This window comes from Sphingobacterium griseoflavum, from assembly GCF_014653155.1.
GTDB lineage: Bacteria > Bacteroidota > Bacteroidia > Sphingobacteriales > Sphingobacteriaceae > Sphingobacterium > Sphingobacterium griseoflavum.
Genome location: NZ_BNAF01000001.1, coordinates 213,678 through 230,652, shown reverse-complemented (window position 1 = coordinate 230,652; position 16,975 = coordinate 213,678). Strand labels below are relative to the sequence as shown.

Genomic DNA, 16,975 nt, shown 5'->3' with positions numbered 1-16,975 from the left:
TTGCAAGGTGATAGAACTGATAACAAGCCCATTAGGGAACGAAGGAATAGACAATCCTTTTTTTGATGATATGAAAAAGGGATTCAGGTGCGATCCAGATGCGGGCTGTTGCGTGTTTAAAAAGTGTTGCAAGAAATACAAACGAGGTAAGCGCTGTAAGAAATGTCCTGATCGCTAGCCCGACGTTTCACAAAGGCATGCTCGCCTACTGTTCAAGATAATTGAGATCTTTATTAAAGCTTTCTTTTAGTCTTGTCAACGCGAAGATAGCGACGGCCGATAAAAGTAGAGTAACGCCCATTGCCGCGTGCAAGATCCCAAAATGGGGCACTAACCAGCCATATAGCATTGTTGATGGAATGAGCGCGCCTCGTACAAAATTAGGGGCAGTGGTGGCCACCGTTGCCCGCAGATTTGTACCAAACTGCTCTGCTGCTATCGTAACAAAGGTTGCCCAATAGCCGACACCTACCCCCATTAAAAAAGCTAGAAAAAGAAACTGCTGTTCAGTAATCCCTGCGCTAGAGAGGTATGCCACCGAAAAAAGAATAATCAGAATCTGGCAAAGGAAAACCACCTTTTTTCGAGATTTTAACCATTGTGCCAACACCCCCGCCAGCACATCGCCCAAGGAAATCCCTAAATATGTGAACATCACGCCCTTGCCAGCGCTAAGGGTTGTTTCAGCTGATAACGCCTTTCCAATCTCAGGCGCCTGTGTAACCAACACCCCTACCACGAACCAGATGGGCAGCCCAATGCACAGACAATAAATATACCGAAGGAGCCGCTCTCTGCTACCAAATAATAATCTTATATCACCCTTTGGAATATCCTTATTTTCCTGCTCCCTGTACACGCTAGATTCAAAAATGCCCACGCGTAAGAACAAGAGGCAAATGCCCATCCCGCCACCAACGATATAGGCCGTTCGCCAACTGAACCACTCGGAAATAAAGTAGGCCAATATCGCGCCCAGTACACCGACGCCTGCGACAATCATCGTTCCGTAGCCTCGTTTTCCCTTAGACATGGATTCGCTCACTAGGGTGATGCCTGCGCCCAATTCACCCGCCAAACCAATCCCGGCGATAAACCTTACCCAAGCATAGGTAGACACATCTTGTACAAATCCGTTATAAAAATTTGCAACCGAGTAAAGCAATATAGAACCGAACAGCACGCGCAAACGACCATATTTATCTGCCATTATTCCCCATATAAGTCCGCCTACCAACAAACCAGCCATCTGCATATTGAGTACAAACTCGCCTTCGGATCGCATGCGGTCATCCGCCAGACCAATATCGCGGAAAGAGTCTACCCGTACAATAGAGAAGATAATCAGGTCATAAATATCCACGAAATATCCTAACGAAGCGACCAAGACCAGTAGCCATACTTTCCGAGGCGTAGCAGATTCTTCCATAAGTTTATATTTTGCGAGATGAATTTACAACGCTTTTACATTTATTACAAGAATTATATAGGTATAAACTCGCGGAAAAGTAATTGGAGTTTTATATTTGTACTATGCAACTCTCTCCAAAAGCATTGAAATGGGTTCTGCGTTTTTATCCACCTTTCTTTTTTCAAAGAATATGGGTGAAGAGAGTATATCCGGACTTTCGACAGTTGGATATGAAAATCCATAAGAGCTTGTTGAACCGGAACAGTAACGGTACTATATTCGGGGGAACGATATTCGCAGCTATAGATCCTATACACACCTTGCTATTCGATCAGATTTTTCGTCGAAAGGGTATAAAAAGAACGGTAACTTGGTTAAAATCAGCGCGCATAGAATATCTTAAACCTGGAAGGAAGAGCTTGTATTTTTCGGTGCGTATCAGCGACGAAGAGTTAAACAGGGCATTACAAGCAATAACAGAATCGGGTAAATTGGTTCAGACATTTGAGGTCTTGATTTATGATGCCAATGATACGCTTTGTGCACGATCGGCCAATGAAATTTATATCCGTGACTTGTCCGTAAAGGAGCCATTACCAACCTCTGACAACAAATTGCAAATATAAAATTAAGCTATGAAAACTATCATTCTAAGTATCGCTGCTAGCAGTCTGCTGACTATGGCCGGCTGCCAAAACATCAAAGAAGAAAAAAATGATCCCAAAGTAATTTCACAAGAAGCTATAGCAGTACATGATGAAATTATGCCGCAAATCTCATCATTTGATAAACACAGTATACTGATCGATTCGCTGTTGCATGACATGGCATCAATACAAAACCATCACAAGACGTTAGATACTGCCGCCGCGCGCCACGATCTAACACAGTTGAAATCAGATCTGGAGACTGCTACAGACAAAATGATGGTTTGGATGAAAGAATACGAGCCCGATAGTGCAGACGCCAGCTATCAGAAAATGGAGGTGGACCGTATCAATAATCTGAAAGCAGAGTTTGAAACGGTGCAAAAGACAGCCGACAAAGTTTTGGCGCCCTTTAACAAATAGTGTTATGAAGTGTAGTCATTATCTGTATGTGCCCTTATTAATAGGAGGCGCTCTCTTTTCCTGTACCAGTAAAACGGATAGGAAACTGCCAATCATTGGCGAACGGGAAACAAAACAACGGGTTGTGGATGGCGAAACAGTTATCGATACCCTCTACCATCACATTCCAGCATTTGCCTTCCTGAATCAGGATAGCACGATGATCAGCGAAAAGAATTTTGAACATCAAATCTACGTTGCCAACTTCTTTTTTACACATTGTCCAAGCATATGTCCGACGATGCAACGCAACTTATTAAAGGTTTACCAGAAGTACAAAGGTGATGAACGTATCTCGTTTTTATCCCATAGTATTGATTTTAAATATGATTCACCAAGTGTATTAAAATCATACGCCACAAAATTAGGTGTGGATAGTGAACAATGGCAATTTGTTACCGGCACGAAAAAGGACATTTATGGGATAGCAGAAAAGTATTTAGTTTACACCAAGGAAGATGCGTCTGTACCGGGCGGATACGATCACCAAGGCTATCTGGTTTTGCTCGATCAACAAAGACGTATACGTGGCGCTTATGATGGCACCAACGACGAACAAGTCGCCCAGCTTTTCATCGATCTAGAGATATTATTAAACGAATCATAAATGGCACAAGGCCCACGGTTGATTGCAAGTGCAAGCATGGCACTCCTTTTTGGGGTGTTTATTAAAGGCTGTCAGCCTAATGTAAGCATCCAGACTGCCCAATATGCAGTCAATGGACAGAAGCTATATGTAACACATTGTCAAAGCTGTCATGGAGCGAAGGGAGAAGGGCTTGGTAAATTGTACCCTCCTCTTACGGACACGGCCTATTTACGAAAAAACAGAGATCAACTCGCGTGTATCGTCAAGAACGGATTGCATGAACCGGTGAAAGTGCATGGGCAATTATACGAAGAACAGATGCCGGGCGTCCCACAGCTCAGTGATGTTGAGATTGCCTACATATTAACTTATGTAACAACTCGATTTGGAAAAGACACTGATCAATATACGCAACAAGAAGTTCGCAGTAGTTTAGTAAACTGTCAATAAAAAATGAGGTTTCCAAACGGGGAGAATGGAAACCTCTACTAACCAATTATAAACCTAAATTATGATGACACGAAGATAAGGTGTCGTTAAACATATTGCAATACCAAACAAAAGATTTAACAGATATTTAACAGTGTGTTCATCTAAAGGCAAATACACGCCGAAGGCTTGTTTATAACAATTATTTGACACAAATCAAGCTTGTTTTTGGCTACATTTGCAACCGAATGAACGTTCAATTGCTAAACAAAAAAGAGGCAATTTTTGAAAGCACCTTAACCCTCATCAATGAGAATGGCTTTCATGGGACTCCGATGAGTCAAATTGCTTCGCACGCCAATGTGGCGACTGGTACGATCTACCACTATTTTTCGTCAAAAGACGAATTGATCACGGAGCTTTTTGCTCACTGTCGGGTAAAGACCAACGAGCATATCTTCAATGTAGAAGCCAGCCTCTCTTACAAAGAGAAATTTTTTTACATCTGGAATCGGCTAGTTGACTATTACCTCGCAAATAAAAAAGTCTTTTGGTTTATAGAGCAGTTTTATTCTTCTCCGTATTACGAACTCATACAACAAACGAAAAACCCAAGCTACTATGGCGCGGATCGGATGCGTATGTTTTTTGAGGAGGGGATCCAAGCCGGAATTATACGCGATGTAAGTTTTCCGACTTTGATTTCCCTCTATATCGGCGCAGCGACGTCACATGTGAAAATGGTGACCTATGGCTTTTGCAAGGCGCAAAAGCAGGGACGCGAAGATCTAATAGAAATTATTTGGAATGGTGTCAAAAATCAATAATATGAGATTCAAAAAAGTTGCCTTATCTCTTTTGATAGCAGCATGCATGGTAGGAACCGCTTCTGCACAATATTCTGCGGACAATGACAAGCTCCGCGGCAACGCAACGTTGGATGAGTTAATCAACTTTGCATTACGAAACAAGATCGAACTTAAACAAGCCGATATCGATAAGGAAATTGGAGAGCGCGAGATAGCCTCTGCTCTTTCTGGATGGTTTCCGCAAATCAATGCTACTGGATCTTTGGCGCACGCGATACAGATACCTACAAACGTGATTGATGGCCGAGTCATTCAAATGGGGCAAAAGAACACCAGTTCGTTCGGTGTGCGAGCGGATCAAGCACTCTTAAGTCCTGCTCTTTTTCAAGCCTCGAAAGCGGCAAAGTTCATCCGTCAACAAAACGATCAAAACATCGAGAGCACACGCATAAATACGGTGGTGGATGTGAGCAAAGCGTATTACGACATTCTGACGTCCGAAGAATCGATTAACATCATAAACGAAAACATTGGTCGTCTGCAGCGACAATATACAGAAGCCAACATTCGCTATGAAACAGGACTGGTAGACAAGACGGACTTCAAACGAGCGTTAATATCGCTGAACAATGCCAAGGCCGAGTTAAAAACAGCCAACGAAATGCGTGACTACAAATACGACTACCTGAAGATGCTTCTGGGTATGAATACAAAAGAAACGCTTACGCTGTCTTTCGAAAACCAATCGCTTGAAAGCAATATATTATTGGACACGACGGAAATATTGAATTTTGCAAACCGTGTGGAGTATAGGCAAACGGAAACTTTAAAAAGTATACAACAGTTGAATACGCAATACGAAAAGTGGCAGTTCTTGCCTCAGCTAGGTGCGTATGGCATGTATAATGCAAACTTTTTCAACAACCAATTCCAAGATCTTTATGCAACAAATTTCCCAAGTTCCTCCATCGGCCTGTCGCTGACGGTACCCATATTTACAGGAACGAAACGTTTGCAAGAGATCCGTAAATCAGAGTTGCAGGAGGAGCGCATCGAATGGGATCTTCAAAACTTAGAAAACCAAATTAGCACAGAATACTCTGCGGCGATGGCTGGCTACCGTTCCAATATGAACGAGTGGCGTAATTCGAAAGCCAACATGGAGCTTTCGGAAGATGTATACAATACGATCAAGCTGCAATATGACGCTGGTGTGAAAACCTATTTAGAGCTGATGACGGCCGAGGCGGATCTTAAAACAAGTCAATTGAATTACCTGAATGCGCTTTATGCAGTGCTGTCTAGCAAGTTAGATATTCAAAAAGCGCTGGGAACAGTTGATATTACTAAATAACAAACCCTATCTAATAAAGAAATACACGAAACCATGAATAAGAACTTTTTATTTTCCGCTTTGATCATAGGTTCAGGATTGTTTTGGCAATCTTGCGGATCTCAAGATGAGTCTTCTAAGCAACAACCTGGTGCCCAACAGGGGCAGTCGGCCGTGCCCGTATCGACAACTGTTGTCGAGAAACAAATCGTTGCTGGCACGAAAAGTTACCCTGGCAGCGTCATACCCCTGCAGGAAACGAAAATTTTTGCGGAAGTAAGTGGCTACGTTACAAAAATAAATGTGGCAGATGGCGCTTCTGTGTCCAAAGGTCAAGTGTTATATGAAATTGATAAGATCCGTTACCAAGCAGCTGTTGATCAAGCCAAGGCCGCTTTGGAGATAGCAAAATCGACGCTTCAACGTGGTGAGAAAGATTTAACGCGCTATGAAACATTAGCTGAAAAAGATGCCATCGCAAAACAAACATTGGATAATGCTTTAACGGATGTCAGCAATCAAAAGGCTCAGGTACAATCGGCACAGGCGGCACTAACGACAGCACAAACGAATTTGCAGCGTGCTGTCATTCGCGCACCATTCAGTGGCGTGGTCGGAATTTCACTAGTTCGGATGGGCGCGCTGGTATCTGCCGGCATGACGGAAATAAACACCATTAGCACTGTTGATCCGATTACGGTCGAGTTTCAGGTTAGCGAACGCGAAATTGCCGAATTTTCGGCCTACCAAACTGGAAAATCGGCTACGGAAATCAGTGCTGTCTTACCGGATGGAACTACGTACGCAAATCCGGGTAGGATAAGCACCATTGATAGAGCAGTTGATCCACAGACAGGAACGATCAAAGTTCGCGCAACCTTTAGCAACGCGCAAAACACATTGCGCGCGGGGATGAACCTAACAGTCAATGTGAAAAGCACCTCCAAGAGCGAGCAAAATATTATACCATTCAAAGCGGTGCAGGACCAATTAGGCGTCTATAACGTCTTTGTTGTAAATGATAGCAGTCAAGCTGAAATACGTCCGGTAAAATTAGGTTTGAAGGTAGGTGAGCAGGTTGTCGTGGAATCGGGTGTTGAAGCTGGTGAAAAGATTATAGTCGACGGCTTGATGAATGTAAAATCTGGGGCTCGAGTCGTGGAAAACACGCAGGCAGCAGATAATGCGTCAAAAAAGTAATTGGAAGTTCTAAACTAAAAGAGTAGAAATGATCTCAGAAGTATTTATTAAACGGCCTGTCACGGCAATCGTCATCTCGATCTTGATCATGATCATTGGTACAATTTCGATCATGACATTGCCTATCAGCCAATATCCGTCGATAGCGCCGCCCACGGTTACCGTAACGGCCAATTATACTGGGGCGGATGCGCAAACGGTAGAGCAAACAGTAACTACGCCTATCGAAAGCCAAATTAACGGTACCCCCGGAATGATCTACATGTCTTCCAACAGTACATCAAACGGTCAATCGACCATCACTGTAACCTTTGAGGTGGGGACAGACATCGACGTGGCTACCCTGGACGTCCAGAACCGTGTTGGGATCGCCGAACCCGCCTTGCCGGAGGCTGTGCGCCGTTTGGGCGTGATAACCCGTAAGGCTAACACGGACATTTTAATGTTGGTATCTTTGGTTTCTCCCAAAGGTACTCGGGACGATAAGTTTTTAGCGAATTATGCCAACTTATACGTGAAAGACGCTATTCTTCGTGTCAAAGGTGTGGGAGATGTAACGGCTTTCGGACAGCCATTTTCCATGCGCGTGTGGCTCGATGCAAACAAATTGACCGCACTGAAGCTAACACCTGCCGATGTTTCCACTGCCATTTCCGAGCAAAATCTCCGTATTCCAGGAGGATCGGTAGGTGCTCCTCCCCTACAAAACTCGCAGGTTTTTGAATACCCGGTAATTACCGACTCCGACCTATCATCTGTGGAGGATTTTGAGGAAATCATCATCAAAGCAAACCGCGACGGATCCATCGTCCTGTTGAAAGATGTTGCCCGGGTGGAATTAGGTCAATTTAGCTACGCGACAACGACACGCACAGATGGCATGATCTCGACAGGGATGATGGTCGCCCAAACCCCTGGTGGAAATGCGGTGGAGACTGCCGAAGGAATCTATGCAGCATTGGATCAAATGAAGCAATCTTTCCCGAACGACGTTGACTATGTCGTTGGATATGAAACCGTTTCGGTGGTACACGCATCCATCGACTCAGTGATCCATACGTTGGTGGAAGCCCTCATCTTGGTGACACTCGTGGTCTTCTTTTTCCTGCAATCGTGGCGTGCTACATTGATTCCTGTGCTGGCAATCCCCGTTTCTGTAGTGGGTACCTTTATTTTCTTTACCCTATTCGGATTCTCCATCAATAACTTGACGCTATTGGCCTTCGTCTTAGCCATTGGTATTGTCGTGGATGACGCAATCGTCGTCGTGGAGGCAGTACAGCATTATATCGACCACTACAAAATGAGCTCCCGCGAGGCTACCATACATGCCATGAAGGATATTACTGCGCCCGTGATTGCCATCGCATTGATTTTGGCAGCGGTCTTTGTACCTGTAGGCTTCATCCCGGGCATGGTAGGCAAACTGTATCAACAATTTGCCATCACGATTGCCGTGTCGGTTATGCTATCGGCATTTATTGCCCTGTCGCTGACGCCAGCATTGTGTGCCTTATTGCTAAAACCTACATCGGTGAACAAGCATGCGAAGGGACTGAATAAATTCTTCTATAAATTTAATCTATGGTTTGAACGTGTGACGCATAAATACGCCCGTGGTGTTCGCGTCTGTATTCGACGTGCACCACTGGCTTTGATCATCCTGCTCTGTATCTTTATCGGTACGGGTTACATGTTCAAGACAAAACCTACTGGCTTTATCCCCACAGAAGATAATGGATCCTTTTTTGCAGGCGTCAATCTTCCGGAGGGTTCTTCTGCCAGCAGGACATCAGCGGTATTGACAGAGCTGAACGAACAATTTCGTAAAGATTTCCCGGAAATTCAGCACGTGACGCTGATTGCAGGGATCAATATTTTGAACAGGTCATTCAAATCCAACGCGGCGACCCTTTTCGTATCATTGAAACCGTGGGCGGAACGGAAACGTACTGCTGCCGAGATCACTGGCGCTATCATGGGGAAATATGCGACTTACGGAAAGGCTCGCGTATTGGCGGTCACGCCGCCAGCTATTCCCGGTCTAGGAACGTCAGGCGGTTTCTCGTTGATGATCCAAGATCAGCAAACGGTAGATATCAAGCAATTTGAAGCGGTTGTTGGCAAATTCTTGGGTGCGGCAAACCAACGTCCTGAAATTGGCATGGCATATACCCTGTTCAATTCGAACTCGCCCAACTTTAAAATTTCAGTAAACCGCGAGCAAGCGAAAAAGATGTTAGTACCCATATCGTCTATATATAGTACGATATCAGCCTATCTTGGTTCGGCGTATATTAATGATTTTACGCGTTACGGACGTAATTTTCGGGTAGTGACGCAGGCGGACAACAGCTACCGCATGAACATCGAAGACATCAACAAGCTATATGTAAATAATATGGAGGGATCCTCGGTTCCGTTAAGTAGTTTGGTAACTTGGCAAATGGTTCAGAATCCGTCCATCATCAATCACTATAATATTTTCCGCAGCATTGAGGTGAGCGGTTCGGCCGCTCCCGGTTTCAGTTCTGGGGATGCCCTTCGCGCCTTGGAAGAAGTCGCGGCTGAAACGCTACCTAACGGTTACAGTTATGATTTCTCAGGCCTCTCCTTACAGGAAAGCCAATCAGGAAACACGACTGTGATGATTTTTGCGTTGTGTATTATCTTCGTATTCTTACTTTTGGCCTCGTTGTACGAAAGTTGGTCTGTGCCATTTTCCATTCTTCTTTCGGTCCCTATCGGTATTTTCGGCGCGATCCTGACGTTGACCTTTATCCCTTCATTGGATAACAACATATACGCGCAGATCGGTCTCGTTACGATTATCGGTCTAGCCGCGAAAAATGCGATTCTGATCGTTGAATTTGCGAAAGAACGTGTGGATATTGGTATGCCTTTGATGGATGCAATACTGGATGCAGTGAAGCTCCGCCTTCGCCCAATTATCATGACTTCTTTCGCCTTCATCCTTGGCATCATTCCTTTGATGCTATCCACCGGTGCAGGAGCATTCTCCCGTCAAACTATCGGTTGGACCGTATTTGGGGGGATGATGGCGGCGACGCTATTAGCTATATTTATCGTACCCGTCCTATTTTATGTCATCACGAAGATGGCATATGGGAAGAAAAAGCTAGCCGAATTGGAAGCATCTTTTGACGAAGAAAAAGCGAAAAACTTAAGTGCCCATTAATTTGAGGTTGGCTGAAAGAACCATAAAGGGCGTCCTGTCAAACTGGACGCCCTTTACTTATTTACCGAAGCCAAGAAGAGCCCAAGATCGCGTCAATGCTTACTTGATCGCCATGAAAGATGCAAAACAAAGATTCTTGTGTAAGATATCCACCTGCTTAAATCCTACCCGTTTAAGCAAATCCAACTGGTACATCAGGTCTTTTGGCGTATCTTCTTTTTCAATATAAGCGAAGACATGATCTCGATAAGCTTCGTCTTTCAGTCCTTTTAAGTAATCCCCATAGTATCTATTATAGATAAGTTCCTGCAATTTTTGGTCTTGTTGGCGAACTAAATCAAATATCCATAAACTCCCCCCTTTTGTCAACAATCCATATAGTTTGCGGAAGCTGCTTTCCCAGTCTTGGTCATCCCGAAGATGATGCAATACTGCTGTTGCAACAATGGCATCATATGCTTCGTCTTCCAGCGCTACCGTACGGAAATCGCCCTTTATCGTACAAACTTTTCCACAGGTTGCAGCCTCGACACGTTCGCGAGCCCGATCAAGCATGGGTTGGCTAAGATCCACCAAGGTGACATCTACGTCGTTCAATTTTTCCAGCAATTTTACCGGATAATTGCCAGCACCACAACCAATATCCAATACAGATTTTGGCATAGGGTATCGCGCAGCTATTCCAGAAGTAATAAGCTCCATATTGAAAAGAGCATCTAAGGTGGTCTGCTGTCCCGTTTCCAAATTCGAGAATCGTTCCACATCCTGATCAAAACGGGATTCGATTTCTTCGAGCGTCGATTTTATCATTTAATTATTGTTCTAAAACTGTTTACGATACATTAAAAATACTATATTTATTGAAAGGTAGCACGAGAAATGCAAGTGCCTTTGTCTGCGGTTCAGTCCGTTGCACAGACTATTGTCGGTGCTATCGTTTCTCTCGTTCATTGGACTACGTTAGATGCTCGCATAGTCCAAGAGGAACACAAGTGTTTGCCGACCGGCTTGCTAAGGAAATATTGCAAGCTGTATATTTTTCAAAGATAAACGATCACTTATGAAACTATACACAATTGATACAGGTTTTTTTAAGTTGGATGGCGGTGCTATGTTTGGCGTCGTCCCTAAGTCAATTTGGCAAAAGACCAATCCGGCGGACGAGCGCAACCTGTGTACATGGGCCACGAGGTTACTATTGATTGAAGACGGAAAGCGATTAACCTTGATCGACACCGCACTAGGGGATAAACAGGATGATAAATTCTTCAGCTATTATTTCCGCCACGGAGATGCCACATTAGATCAATCTTTAGCACAACATGGATTTCATCGCGACGACATTACGGACGTCATTCTTACGCACTTGCACTTTGACCATTGCGGAGGAGCAGTGGTTCGCGAAGGAGATCAGTTACGTCCTGCATTTAAGAACGCGCAATTTTGGAGTAACGAAAAACACTGGAATTGGGCCATGAATCCTAATCCGCGGGAAAAAGCATCCTTTTTAAAGGAAAACATGGTGCCGATTCAAGAGAGCGGGCAGTTACGGTTTTTTACAGAAACCGAAATTTATGCGCCAGACATAACGATGCGGTATGCGTATGGCCATACGGAAGCCATGATGCTTCCACAGATAACATACAAAGGCAAAACAATTTTATATATGGCTGACCTGTTGCCGTCGGTGGGCCATATCCCACTTCCGTACGTGATGAGCTATGATGTGCGCCCATTAACCACCATGGAAGAACGCAAGTCCTATTGGGAAGAAATTGTAGATAACGACTATATATTATTTTTGGAGCATGATCCGGTACACGCCTGCTGCAGACTGCAGCGTACAGATAGAGGCATACGTTTGTTGGACAGCTTCTCCTTGGATGACATTTAATCACCCTGTTATCTGGGCTGCTTGTACCGGCTGAGCTTACATCGACCGTCCTTTCAGGCGATCGGCTCGACGTACTGCGCGTAACAATATCCTTCCTGCCCCTGTTCGGTACGAACAAGCCACCATTGATCATTTGCAAGACTAATGAGGAATAGGTTGTCATTCTTATTCACGGCAACCAAGATGGGCTGTTCAATACTTGGCCCTTTTCGGATGTTCAGCGTTTCATCCTGCGTAATTATCCGCGCTAATATCCCATGGGTCGAGACGGCCAGATCCACATTTATCGCCACCTCATTTGAAATGTAGTTCGGATCTATCTGGTTATAGACGTTCCAAAGTTTATTTTTTACATCTGCATCGGGAGCCGTACCGTTGATGTGCAATACTCCATCAGTTTCCTGATAATGTAAATCTTCGATATGAGCAGATTTCGCCGTATCCAGCAGCAGCTTATATTTGTCGACTAAAGCCATATTAAGGTTTTTTCTCTTTTATTTTTAAGGAGGACATATCCAGCTCTTTTGCATTCATTTGCTCGAAACCGAACTTAACTTTTTCCACATCATTGGGTTCAACAGCGCCTGATACACGTATCACGCCAGCTGAAACATGCGCTTTCACTTCTGGAAATTTCTTCGTCAGCGCTTGCACTTCCTCTTTCAGTTGGGCATCTGTATGTACGCTATCTACAGGCAGGGTAGCGACGGTGAGGTCGTCGACTACTTCTTTAACATTTTGTGGATCAGCATCTTTTGCAGCCACAGCCAAATTCCGGCGATCTTCTTCTGTTTCTACAATACCTGAAAGTGTCACCTTCCCTCTTTTTACACTAACAACAACGTTAGGGTGTGCAGCCACCACGCTTTCAACCTTGGCCTTTACATCTGCGTCGGCGACATGTGGCTTACAGCTTTCAAAAGCAACTAATAACCCGAAAAAAAATACTAAATTTCGCACTAGACTCTTTATTTGATTTGCCATAATTGTTTGCTTTATATCAAAAATCAACCCGTATTGAAAGAACAACAGGAAAAGATTTTTGTTTACGGGTGTGGCAACAATAAGGGCTAGAAGATAGCTACGATCTGTTGTTCCCGACCATTGAAATTGACGGTGTCTCCCGGAGCATGATCGATCAACAAGGTACCAATAGGTGAAAAAGCGGATATAACCATATATTCGGTATCCCCTACTTTTTGCTTACCCAAGCTGGAAGCGATAAAATAGGTTGCCGAGTTGGTGATGACCAGCGATCCAAGCGCCACCCGAGGTTTAGGCTGTAGCTCTATTCGCTGCAGAATCAACGCATCTTTTTTGGCTTGCAAGAGCTGTTGATGATACCGATTTAGATCCTGTTGCATCATCTCACGAGATGTTTCGTATTTATCCCCTGCACTACTCTTTGTGTCACTCTCAATCGCCTCTTGGGCCTGAGCGATAGCCTGAGTAATTTCCTGCAACCGCATATCGTTTTTCTCTTGGCAAAGTGCCAATAACGCCACCTTTGTCGATGCTTCAAGCATAATCGTCCCTACAAATTGTCTTTTTTTTTAAAAATTAGTAACAAAAAAACGCCAAACATATGTTTTGGCGTCCTTTTTCAAAATCGCTCTACTAATTTTTAAGCGATTCTTTTACATTTTCGGCTTTACGCTCCGCATCTTCCGCTACTTGATTGGCTTTGTCTGCTGTCTTGTCAATCGCTCTATCGATCGCATTTCCCGTAGCTCTTGCCGCACGTCCCGTTGCGTCAACCGCCTTCTCTGTTCCTTCTTCCACGGCGTGTCCCGCTTTTCTTGCCGCCGCTTTGACTTTATCCCAAGCTGTATTTGCGTCATCAAGCGATTCTTTTGCAGCTCTTTCCGCTTCCTTATCTCCTTTTTTTACCGCCGCTTCCAAGTCCGCCTCGGCTTGCGCAACACGAGCTTTTGCCTCAGCGATTTCTTTATCCATTTCTGCATGAGCATGGTCTGCATGCGCATCAACCTCTTCTAAGGTGTGATCTAATTGCTCTCCTGCAGAAACCTCGCCATCTGCATTCCGGTCTTTTGATGGGTTATTGTTGCAAGATGCAAAGCTCAATGCTCCTGCAACAACGGCTAACAAAGCTAATTTTTTCATGTTTCCTACTTTTGTTTACATTATTGTTGGTCAACTAACTTTGGAAACAATTTTTATACCAAAGTGTTTTCGCTATTTGGAATAAATTGTTCCTCTAGCAGCTTCCAATGTATTCTTTAGTAAGCCAACGATGGTCATCAAACCCACGCCACCGGGAACGGGCGTTATCCAAGACGCTTTTTTGGAAACCTCTTCAAAATCTACGTCGCCATAAAGTTTAAAACCAGATTTTGTTTCCGTGGAGTTTTCGCGGTTAATCCCGACATCAATGACAACGGCGCCTTCTTTAACCATTTCAGCGGTGATAAAATTTTTGCGGCCGATCGCTGCCACGACAATATCCGCCGCGAGGATCTCTTCTTTAATGTGTTCGGTGCGGCTATGCGTGATCGTTACGGTGCAGTTTCCTGGATTACTGTTGCGCGCTAATAAGATACTCATAGGCGATCCCACAATATTGCTCCGTCCTACTACCACCGCTTTCTTTCCGGCCGTTTCAATTCTGTAGTGATCCAACATAAGCAGGATACCATATGGAGTGGCTGGAATAAAGCAAGGAAGGTTCCGCTGCATACGTCCAAGGTTGACCGGATGAAAACCATCCACATCCTTGCGGTAGTCAATAGCCTCCGTGATGCTATCCGGATCAATATGCTTAGGCAACGGGAGCTGTACGATTAATCCATCAATCGTGGGATCATGGTTGATTTCTTCGATCTTCTTGATGAGCTGCTCTTGCGTTATGTCCACATCATACCGAATATTTGTCGACTCAAAACCTACTAGCTCACAGTTTCGCATCTTACTAGCTACATACGTTTCGCTACCGCCGTCGTTACCTACCAAAATAGCAACTAAATGGGGCTTGCGACCTGTCTGCGCTGTAAACGCGGCTGCATCCCTTTTGATGTCTTCTTTTATCTTTGCTGATACCAGCTTGCCGTCCAATAAATTCATAAAATATAGTCCTGATAGCTTAATTGTCCACTATAAACCTTTAATCCAACTTTAACACAGCCATGAAGGCCGACTGCGGAATCTCCACGTTTCCGACCTGGCGCATGCGTTTCTTCCCTTTCTTCTGCTTTTCCAATAGTTTACGCTTACGGGAAATATCGCCTCCGTAACATTTCGCTGTCACATCTTTACGAAGTGCAGAGATGGTTTCCCGTGCGATAATCTTCGCGCCAATGGAGGCCTGGATTCGTATTTCAAATTGCTGACGTGGCAGCAGCTCCTTCAGCTTCTCACATATTTTCTTCCCAAAGTCATATGCGTTACTGCGGTGTATTAAGGACGATAATGCATCAACAGGTTCGTCATTTAACCGAATATCCAGTTTCACCAGATCCGATTTACGATAGCCAATTTGATGATAGTCGAACGATGCATAACCCTTGGATATGGTTTTTAATTTATCATAGAAATCGAAAACAATCTCGCCCATGGGCATTTCAAAAACCAGTTCCACACGATCTGAGGTCAGATAGGACTGGTTGATGATGGTACCCCGTTTTTGAATACAAAGAGACATCACGGGGCCTACAAAATCAGACTTGGTGATAATATTGGCTTTGATATAAGGCTCCTCGATAAAATCCAACTTACTTGGATCCGGAAGATCAGATGGATTATGCACGCTGATCTCTTCCTGTTCTTTTGTCATGAAGGCCTTGTAAGACACGTTGGGCACTGTAGTGATGACAGTCATGTCAAACTCACGCTCCAAACGCTCCTGAATAATTTCCATGTGGAGCATACCCAGAAAACCACAGCGAAAACCGAAACCCAAAGCTGCTGATGACTCCGGTTCGAATACCAAAGAGGCATCATTCAGCTGTAGCCGATGCATAGATTCACGCAATTCCTCATAATCTTCGGTATCCACCGGATAAATACCTGCAAATACCATCGGCTTTACTTCCTCAAAGCCTTGTATCGCAGCAGCACAGGGACGCTCACGATGCGTTATGGTATCGCCGACCTTCACCTCTCTAGCTTCCTTAATACCAGAAATAATGTAACCGACGTCTCCTGTCCGGACGACATCCTTAGCAACTTGATTTAATTTTAGCGTACCGATTTCGTCCGCAAAGTACTCCTTTCCCGTTGCGACAAACTTTACTTTATCTCCTTTTCTTATTTCACCGTTCTCCACTTTAAAGTAGGCCATAATGCCCCGAAAAGAATTAAAAACAGAGTCGAAGATCAACGCTTGCAAAGGTGCTTGTGGATCGCCCACTGGAGCAGGAACACGCTCTACAATAGCCCGAAGTATCTCGGCAATACCCATACCTGTTTTACCGGAGGCGGGGATAATTTCCTCACGCTTTCCACCAATCAAATCAATAATTTGGTCCTTCACTTCCTCTGGCATCGCTCCCGGGAGATCCATCTTGTTCAAGATCGGGATAATCTCTAGGTCATGTTCCAACGCTAAATACAAATTTGATATGGTTTGCGCTTGAATCCCTTGCGAAGCATCAACGATCAACAGCGCCCCCTCACATGCAGCAATAGACCGCGAAACCTCGTAGGAAAAATCCACGTGCCCAGGGGTATCAATTAAGTTAAGTATATATTGCTGACCATCTTGGGTATATTCCATTTGGATCGCATGCGATTTAATCGTGATACCACGCTCGCGTTCCAAGTCCATATTATCTAATAATTGGGCTTGGGCTTCGCGTTGCGAAATGGTGTTTGTAAATTCCAACAAGCGATCCGCCAAAGTACTTTTACCATGATCGATATGTGCGATAATACAAAAATTACGTATATGCTTCATACAGGTTTTTATCCAATAATTCTAAATGGCAAATATAATTTTTTTAAGGGAGATAATGCGGTTTAAATTTGGCAAATAAAAACCGTGCTC

Annotated in this window: 17 protein-coding genes; 9 read left to right on the top strand and 8 right to left on the bottom strand. The window is 44.2% G+C overall.

Annotated elements, in window-relative coordinates; translation table 11 throughout:
- Positions 1–205 precede the first annotated feature (205 nt).
- Positions 206–1,429 carry an MFS transporter gene (locus tag IE165_RS00985; RefSeq protein WP_189624726.1) on the bottom strand — a complete coding sequence of 408 codons (1,224 nt, stop codon included), beginning with the start codon at positions 1,427–1,429 and terminating at the stop codon, positions 206–208.
- Between the two features lie 104 nt (positions 1,430–1,533).
- Here IE165_RS00985 and IE165_RS00980 point away from each other — a divergent pair, with 104 nt between their 5' ends.
- The 8 genes from IE165_RS00980 (at position 1,534) to IE165_RS00945 (ending at position 10,079) form a co-directional block, all read left to right on the top strand.
- A complete protein-coding gene (locus IE165_RS00980; protein WP_189624725.1) occupies positions 1,534–2,037 on the top strand; it encodes a PaaI family thioesterase in 504 nt (167 codons plus the stop codon).
- Positions 2,038–2,046: 9 nt separating this feature from the next.
- A complete protein-coding gene (locus IE165_RS00975; protein WP_189624724.1) occupies positions 2,047–2,481 on the top strand; it encodes a transposase in 435 nt (144 codons plus the stop codon).
- Positions 2,482–2,485: 4 nt separating this feature from the next.
- The gene (locus IE165_RS00970; RefSeq protein WP_189624723.1) at positions 2,486–3,127 is read left to right on the top strand and encodes an SCO family protein; all 642 of its coding nucleotides are present in this window, start codon (positions 2,486–2,488) and stop codon (positions 3,125–3,127) included.
- Positions 3,128–3,559 carry a c-type cytochrome gene (locus IE165_RS00965; protein WP_229826241.1) on the top strand — a complete coding sequence of 144 codons (432 nt, stop codon included), beginning with the start codon at positions 3,128–3,130 and terminating at the stop codon, positions 3,557–3,559.
- A 227-nt stretch (positions 3,560–3,786) separates the two neighbouring features.
- Positions 3,787–4,365 carry a TetR/AcrR family transcriptional regulator gene (locus tag IE165_RS00960; protein ID WP_189624722.1) on the top strand — a complete coding sequence of 193 codons (579 nt, stop codon included), beginning with the start codon at positions 3,787–3,789 and terminating at the stop codon, positions 4,363–4,365.
- Between the two features lies 1 nt (position 4,366).
- Positions 4,367–5,701: a TolC family protein gene (locus tag IE165_RS00955; protein WP_229826240.1), complete on the top strand. Its 1,335-nt coding sequence runs from the start codon at positions 4,367–4,369 to the stop codon at positions 5,699–5,701.
- Between the two features lie 33 nt (positions 5,702–5,734).
- Positions 5,735–6,880 (top strand): efflux RND transporter periplasmic adaptor subunit, encoded by a 1,146-nt coding sequence (locus IE165_RS00950; protein WP_189624720.1) that lies wholly within the window; start codon positions 5,735–5,737, stop codon positions 6,878–6,880.
- A 28-nt stretch (positions 6,881–6,908) separates the two neighbouring features.
- The gene (locus IE165_RS00945; protein WP_189624719.1) at positions 6,909–10,079 is read left to right on the top strand and encodes an efflux RND transporter permease subunit; all 3,171 of its coding nucleotides are present in this window, start codon (positions 6,909–6,911) and stop codon (positions 10,077–10,079) included.
- A 99-nt stretch (positions 10,080–10,178) separates the two neighbouring features.
- On the opposite strand, the gene IE165_RS00940 is transcribed toward IE165_RS00945, so the two are convergent.
- Positions 10,179–10,889, bottom strand: a complete 711-nt coding sequence (locus IE165_RS00940) for a class I SAM-dependent methyltransferase (protein ID WP_189624718.1) — start codon at positions 10,887–10,889, stop codon at positions 10,179–10,181.
- A gap of 250 nt (positions 10,890–11,139) precedes the next feature.
- Here IE165_RS00940 and IE165_RS00935 point away from each other — a divergent pair, with 250 nt between their 5' ends.
- Complete coding sequence (locus IE165_RS00935) at positions 11,140–11,973, top strand: MBL fold metallo-hydrolase (RefSeq protein ID WP_189624717.1); 834 nt, start codon at positions 11,140–11,142, stop codon at positions 11,971–11,973.
- 53 nt (positions 11,974–12,026) lie between these two features.
- On the opposite strand, the gene IE165_RS00930 is transcribed toward IE165_RS00935, so the two are convergent.
- The 6 genes from IE165_RS00930 to lepA form a co-directional block, all read right to left on the bottom strand.
- Positions 12,027–12,449 (bottom strand): SH3 domain-containing protein, encoded by a 423-nt coding sequence (locus IE165_RS00930; protein ID WP_189624716.1) that lies wholly within the window; start codon positions 12,447–12,449, stop codon positions 12,027–12,029.
- Position 12,450: 1 nt separating this feature from the next.
- On the bottom strand, positions 12,451–12,957 hold the full coding sequence (locus IE165_RS00925) for a BON domain-containing protein (RefSeq protein WP_189624715.1): 507 nt from the start codon (positions 12,955–12,957) through the stop codon (positions 12,451–12,453).
- Between the two features lie 86 nt (positions 12,958–13,043).
- Complete coding sequence (locus IE165_RS00920) at positions 13,044–13,499, bottom strand: hypothetical protein (RefSeq protein WP_189624714.1); 456 nt, start codon at positions 13,497–13,499, stop codon at positions 13,044–13,046.
- Positions 13,500–13,590: 91 nt separating this feature from the next.
- On the bottom strand, positions 13,591–14,097 hold the full coding sequence (locus tag IE165_RS00915) for a hypothetical protein (protein ID WP_189624713.1): 507 nt from the start codon (positions 14,095–14,097) through the stop codon (positions 13,591–13,593).
- A 72-nt stretch (positions 14,098–14,169) separates the two neighbouring features.
- Entirely contained in the window at positions 14,170–15,054 is an 885-nt protein-coding gene (locus tag IE165_RS00910; RefSeq protein WP_189624712.1) for a bifunctional 5,10-methylenetetrahydrofolate dehydrogenase/5,10-methenyltetrahydrofolate cyclohydrolase, read from the bottom strand.
- A gap of 40 nt (positions 15,055–15,094) precedes the next feature.
- The gene (gene lepA, locus IE165_RS00905; RefSeq protein WP_189624711.1) at positions 15,095–16,885 is read right to left on the bottom strand and encodes a translation elongation factor 4; all 1,791 of its coding nucleotides are present in this window, start codon (positions 16,883–16,885) and stop codon (positions 15,095–15,097) included.
- Positions 16,886–16,975: the final 90 nt, after the last annotated feature.

What these genes read in the sequence shown, in the direction of transcription:
- IE165_RS00985 (WP_189624726.1), bottom strand. Translation starts at nt 1,429, where the DNA reads ATGGAAGAATCTGCTACGCCTCGGAAAGTATGGCTACTGGTCTTGGTC.
- IE165_RS00980 (WP_189624725.1), top strand. Translation starts at nt 1,534, where the DNA reads ATGCAACTCTCTCCAAAAGCATTGAAATGGGTTCTGCGTTTTTATCCA.
- IE165_RS00975 (WP_189624724.1), top strand. Translation starts at nt 2,047, where the DNA reads ATGAAAACTATCATTCTAAGTATCGCTGCTAGCAGTCTGCTGACTATG.
- IE165_RS00970 (WP_189624723.1), top strand. Translation starts at nt 2,486, where the DNA reads ATGAAGTGTAGTCATTATCTGTATGTGCCCTTATTAATAGGAGGCGCT.
- IE165_RS00965 (WP_229826241.1), top strand. Translation starts at nt 3,128, where the DNA reads ATGGCACAAGGCCCACGGTTGATTGCAAGTGCAAGCATGGCACTCCTT.
- IE165_RS00960 (WP_189624722.1), top strand. Translation starts at nt 3,787, where the DNA reads ATGAACGTTCAATTGCTAAACAAAAAAGAGGCAATTTTTGAAAGCACC.
- IE165_RS00955 (WP_229826240.1), top strand. Translation starts at nt 4,367, where the DNA reads ATGAGATTCAAAAAAGTTGCCTTATCTCTTTTGATAGCAGCATGCATG.
- IE165_RS00950 (WP_189624720.1), top strand. Translation starts at nt 5,735, where the DNA reads ATGAATAAGAACTTTTTATTTTCCGCTTTGATCATAGGTTCAGGATTG.
- IE165_RS00945 (WP_189624719.1), top strand. Translation starts at nt 6,909, where the DNA reads ATGATCTCAGAAGTATTTATTAAACGGCCTGTCACGGCAATCGTCATC.
- IE165_RS00940 (WP_189624718.1), bottom strand. Translation starts at nt 10,889, where the DNA reads ATGATAAAATCGACGCTCGAAGAAATCGAATCCCGTTTTGATCAGGAT.
- IE165_RS00935 (WP_189624717.1), top strand. Translation starts at nt 11,140, where the DNA reads ATGAAACTATACACAATTGATACAGGTTTTTTTAAGTTGGATGGCGGT.
- IE165_RS00930 (WP_189624716.1), bottom strand. Translation starts at nt 12,449, where the DNA reads ATGGCTTTAGTCGACAAATATAAGCTGCTGCTGGATACGGCGAAATCT.
- IE165_RS00925 (WP_189624715.1), bottom strand. Translation starts at nt 12,957, where the DNA reads ATGGCAAATCAAATAAAGAGTCTAGTGCGAAATTTAGTATTTTTTTTC.
- IE165_RS00920 (WP_189624714.1), bottom strand. Translation starts at nt 13,499, where the DNA reads ATGCTTGAAGCATCGACAAAGGTGGCGTTATTGGCACTTTGCCAAGAG.
- IE165_RS00915 (WP_189624713.1), bottom strand. Translation starts at nt 14,097, where the DNA reads ATGAAAAAATTAGCTTTGTTAGCCGTTGTTGCAGGAGCATTGAGCTTT.
- IE165_RS00910 (WP_189624712.1), bottom strand. Translation starts at nt 15,054, where the DNA reads ATGAATTTATTGGACGGCAAGCTGGTATCAGCAAAGATAAAAGAAGAC.
- lepA (WP_189624711.1), bottom strand. Translation starts at nt 16,885, where the DNA reads ATGAAGCATATACGTAATTTTTGTATTATCGCACATATCGATCATGGT.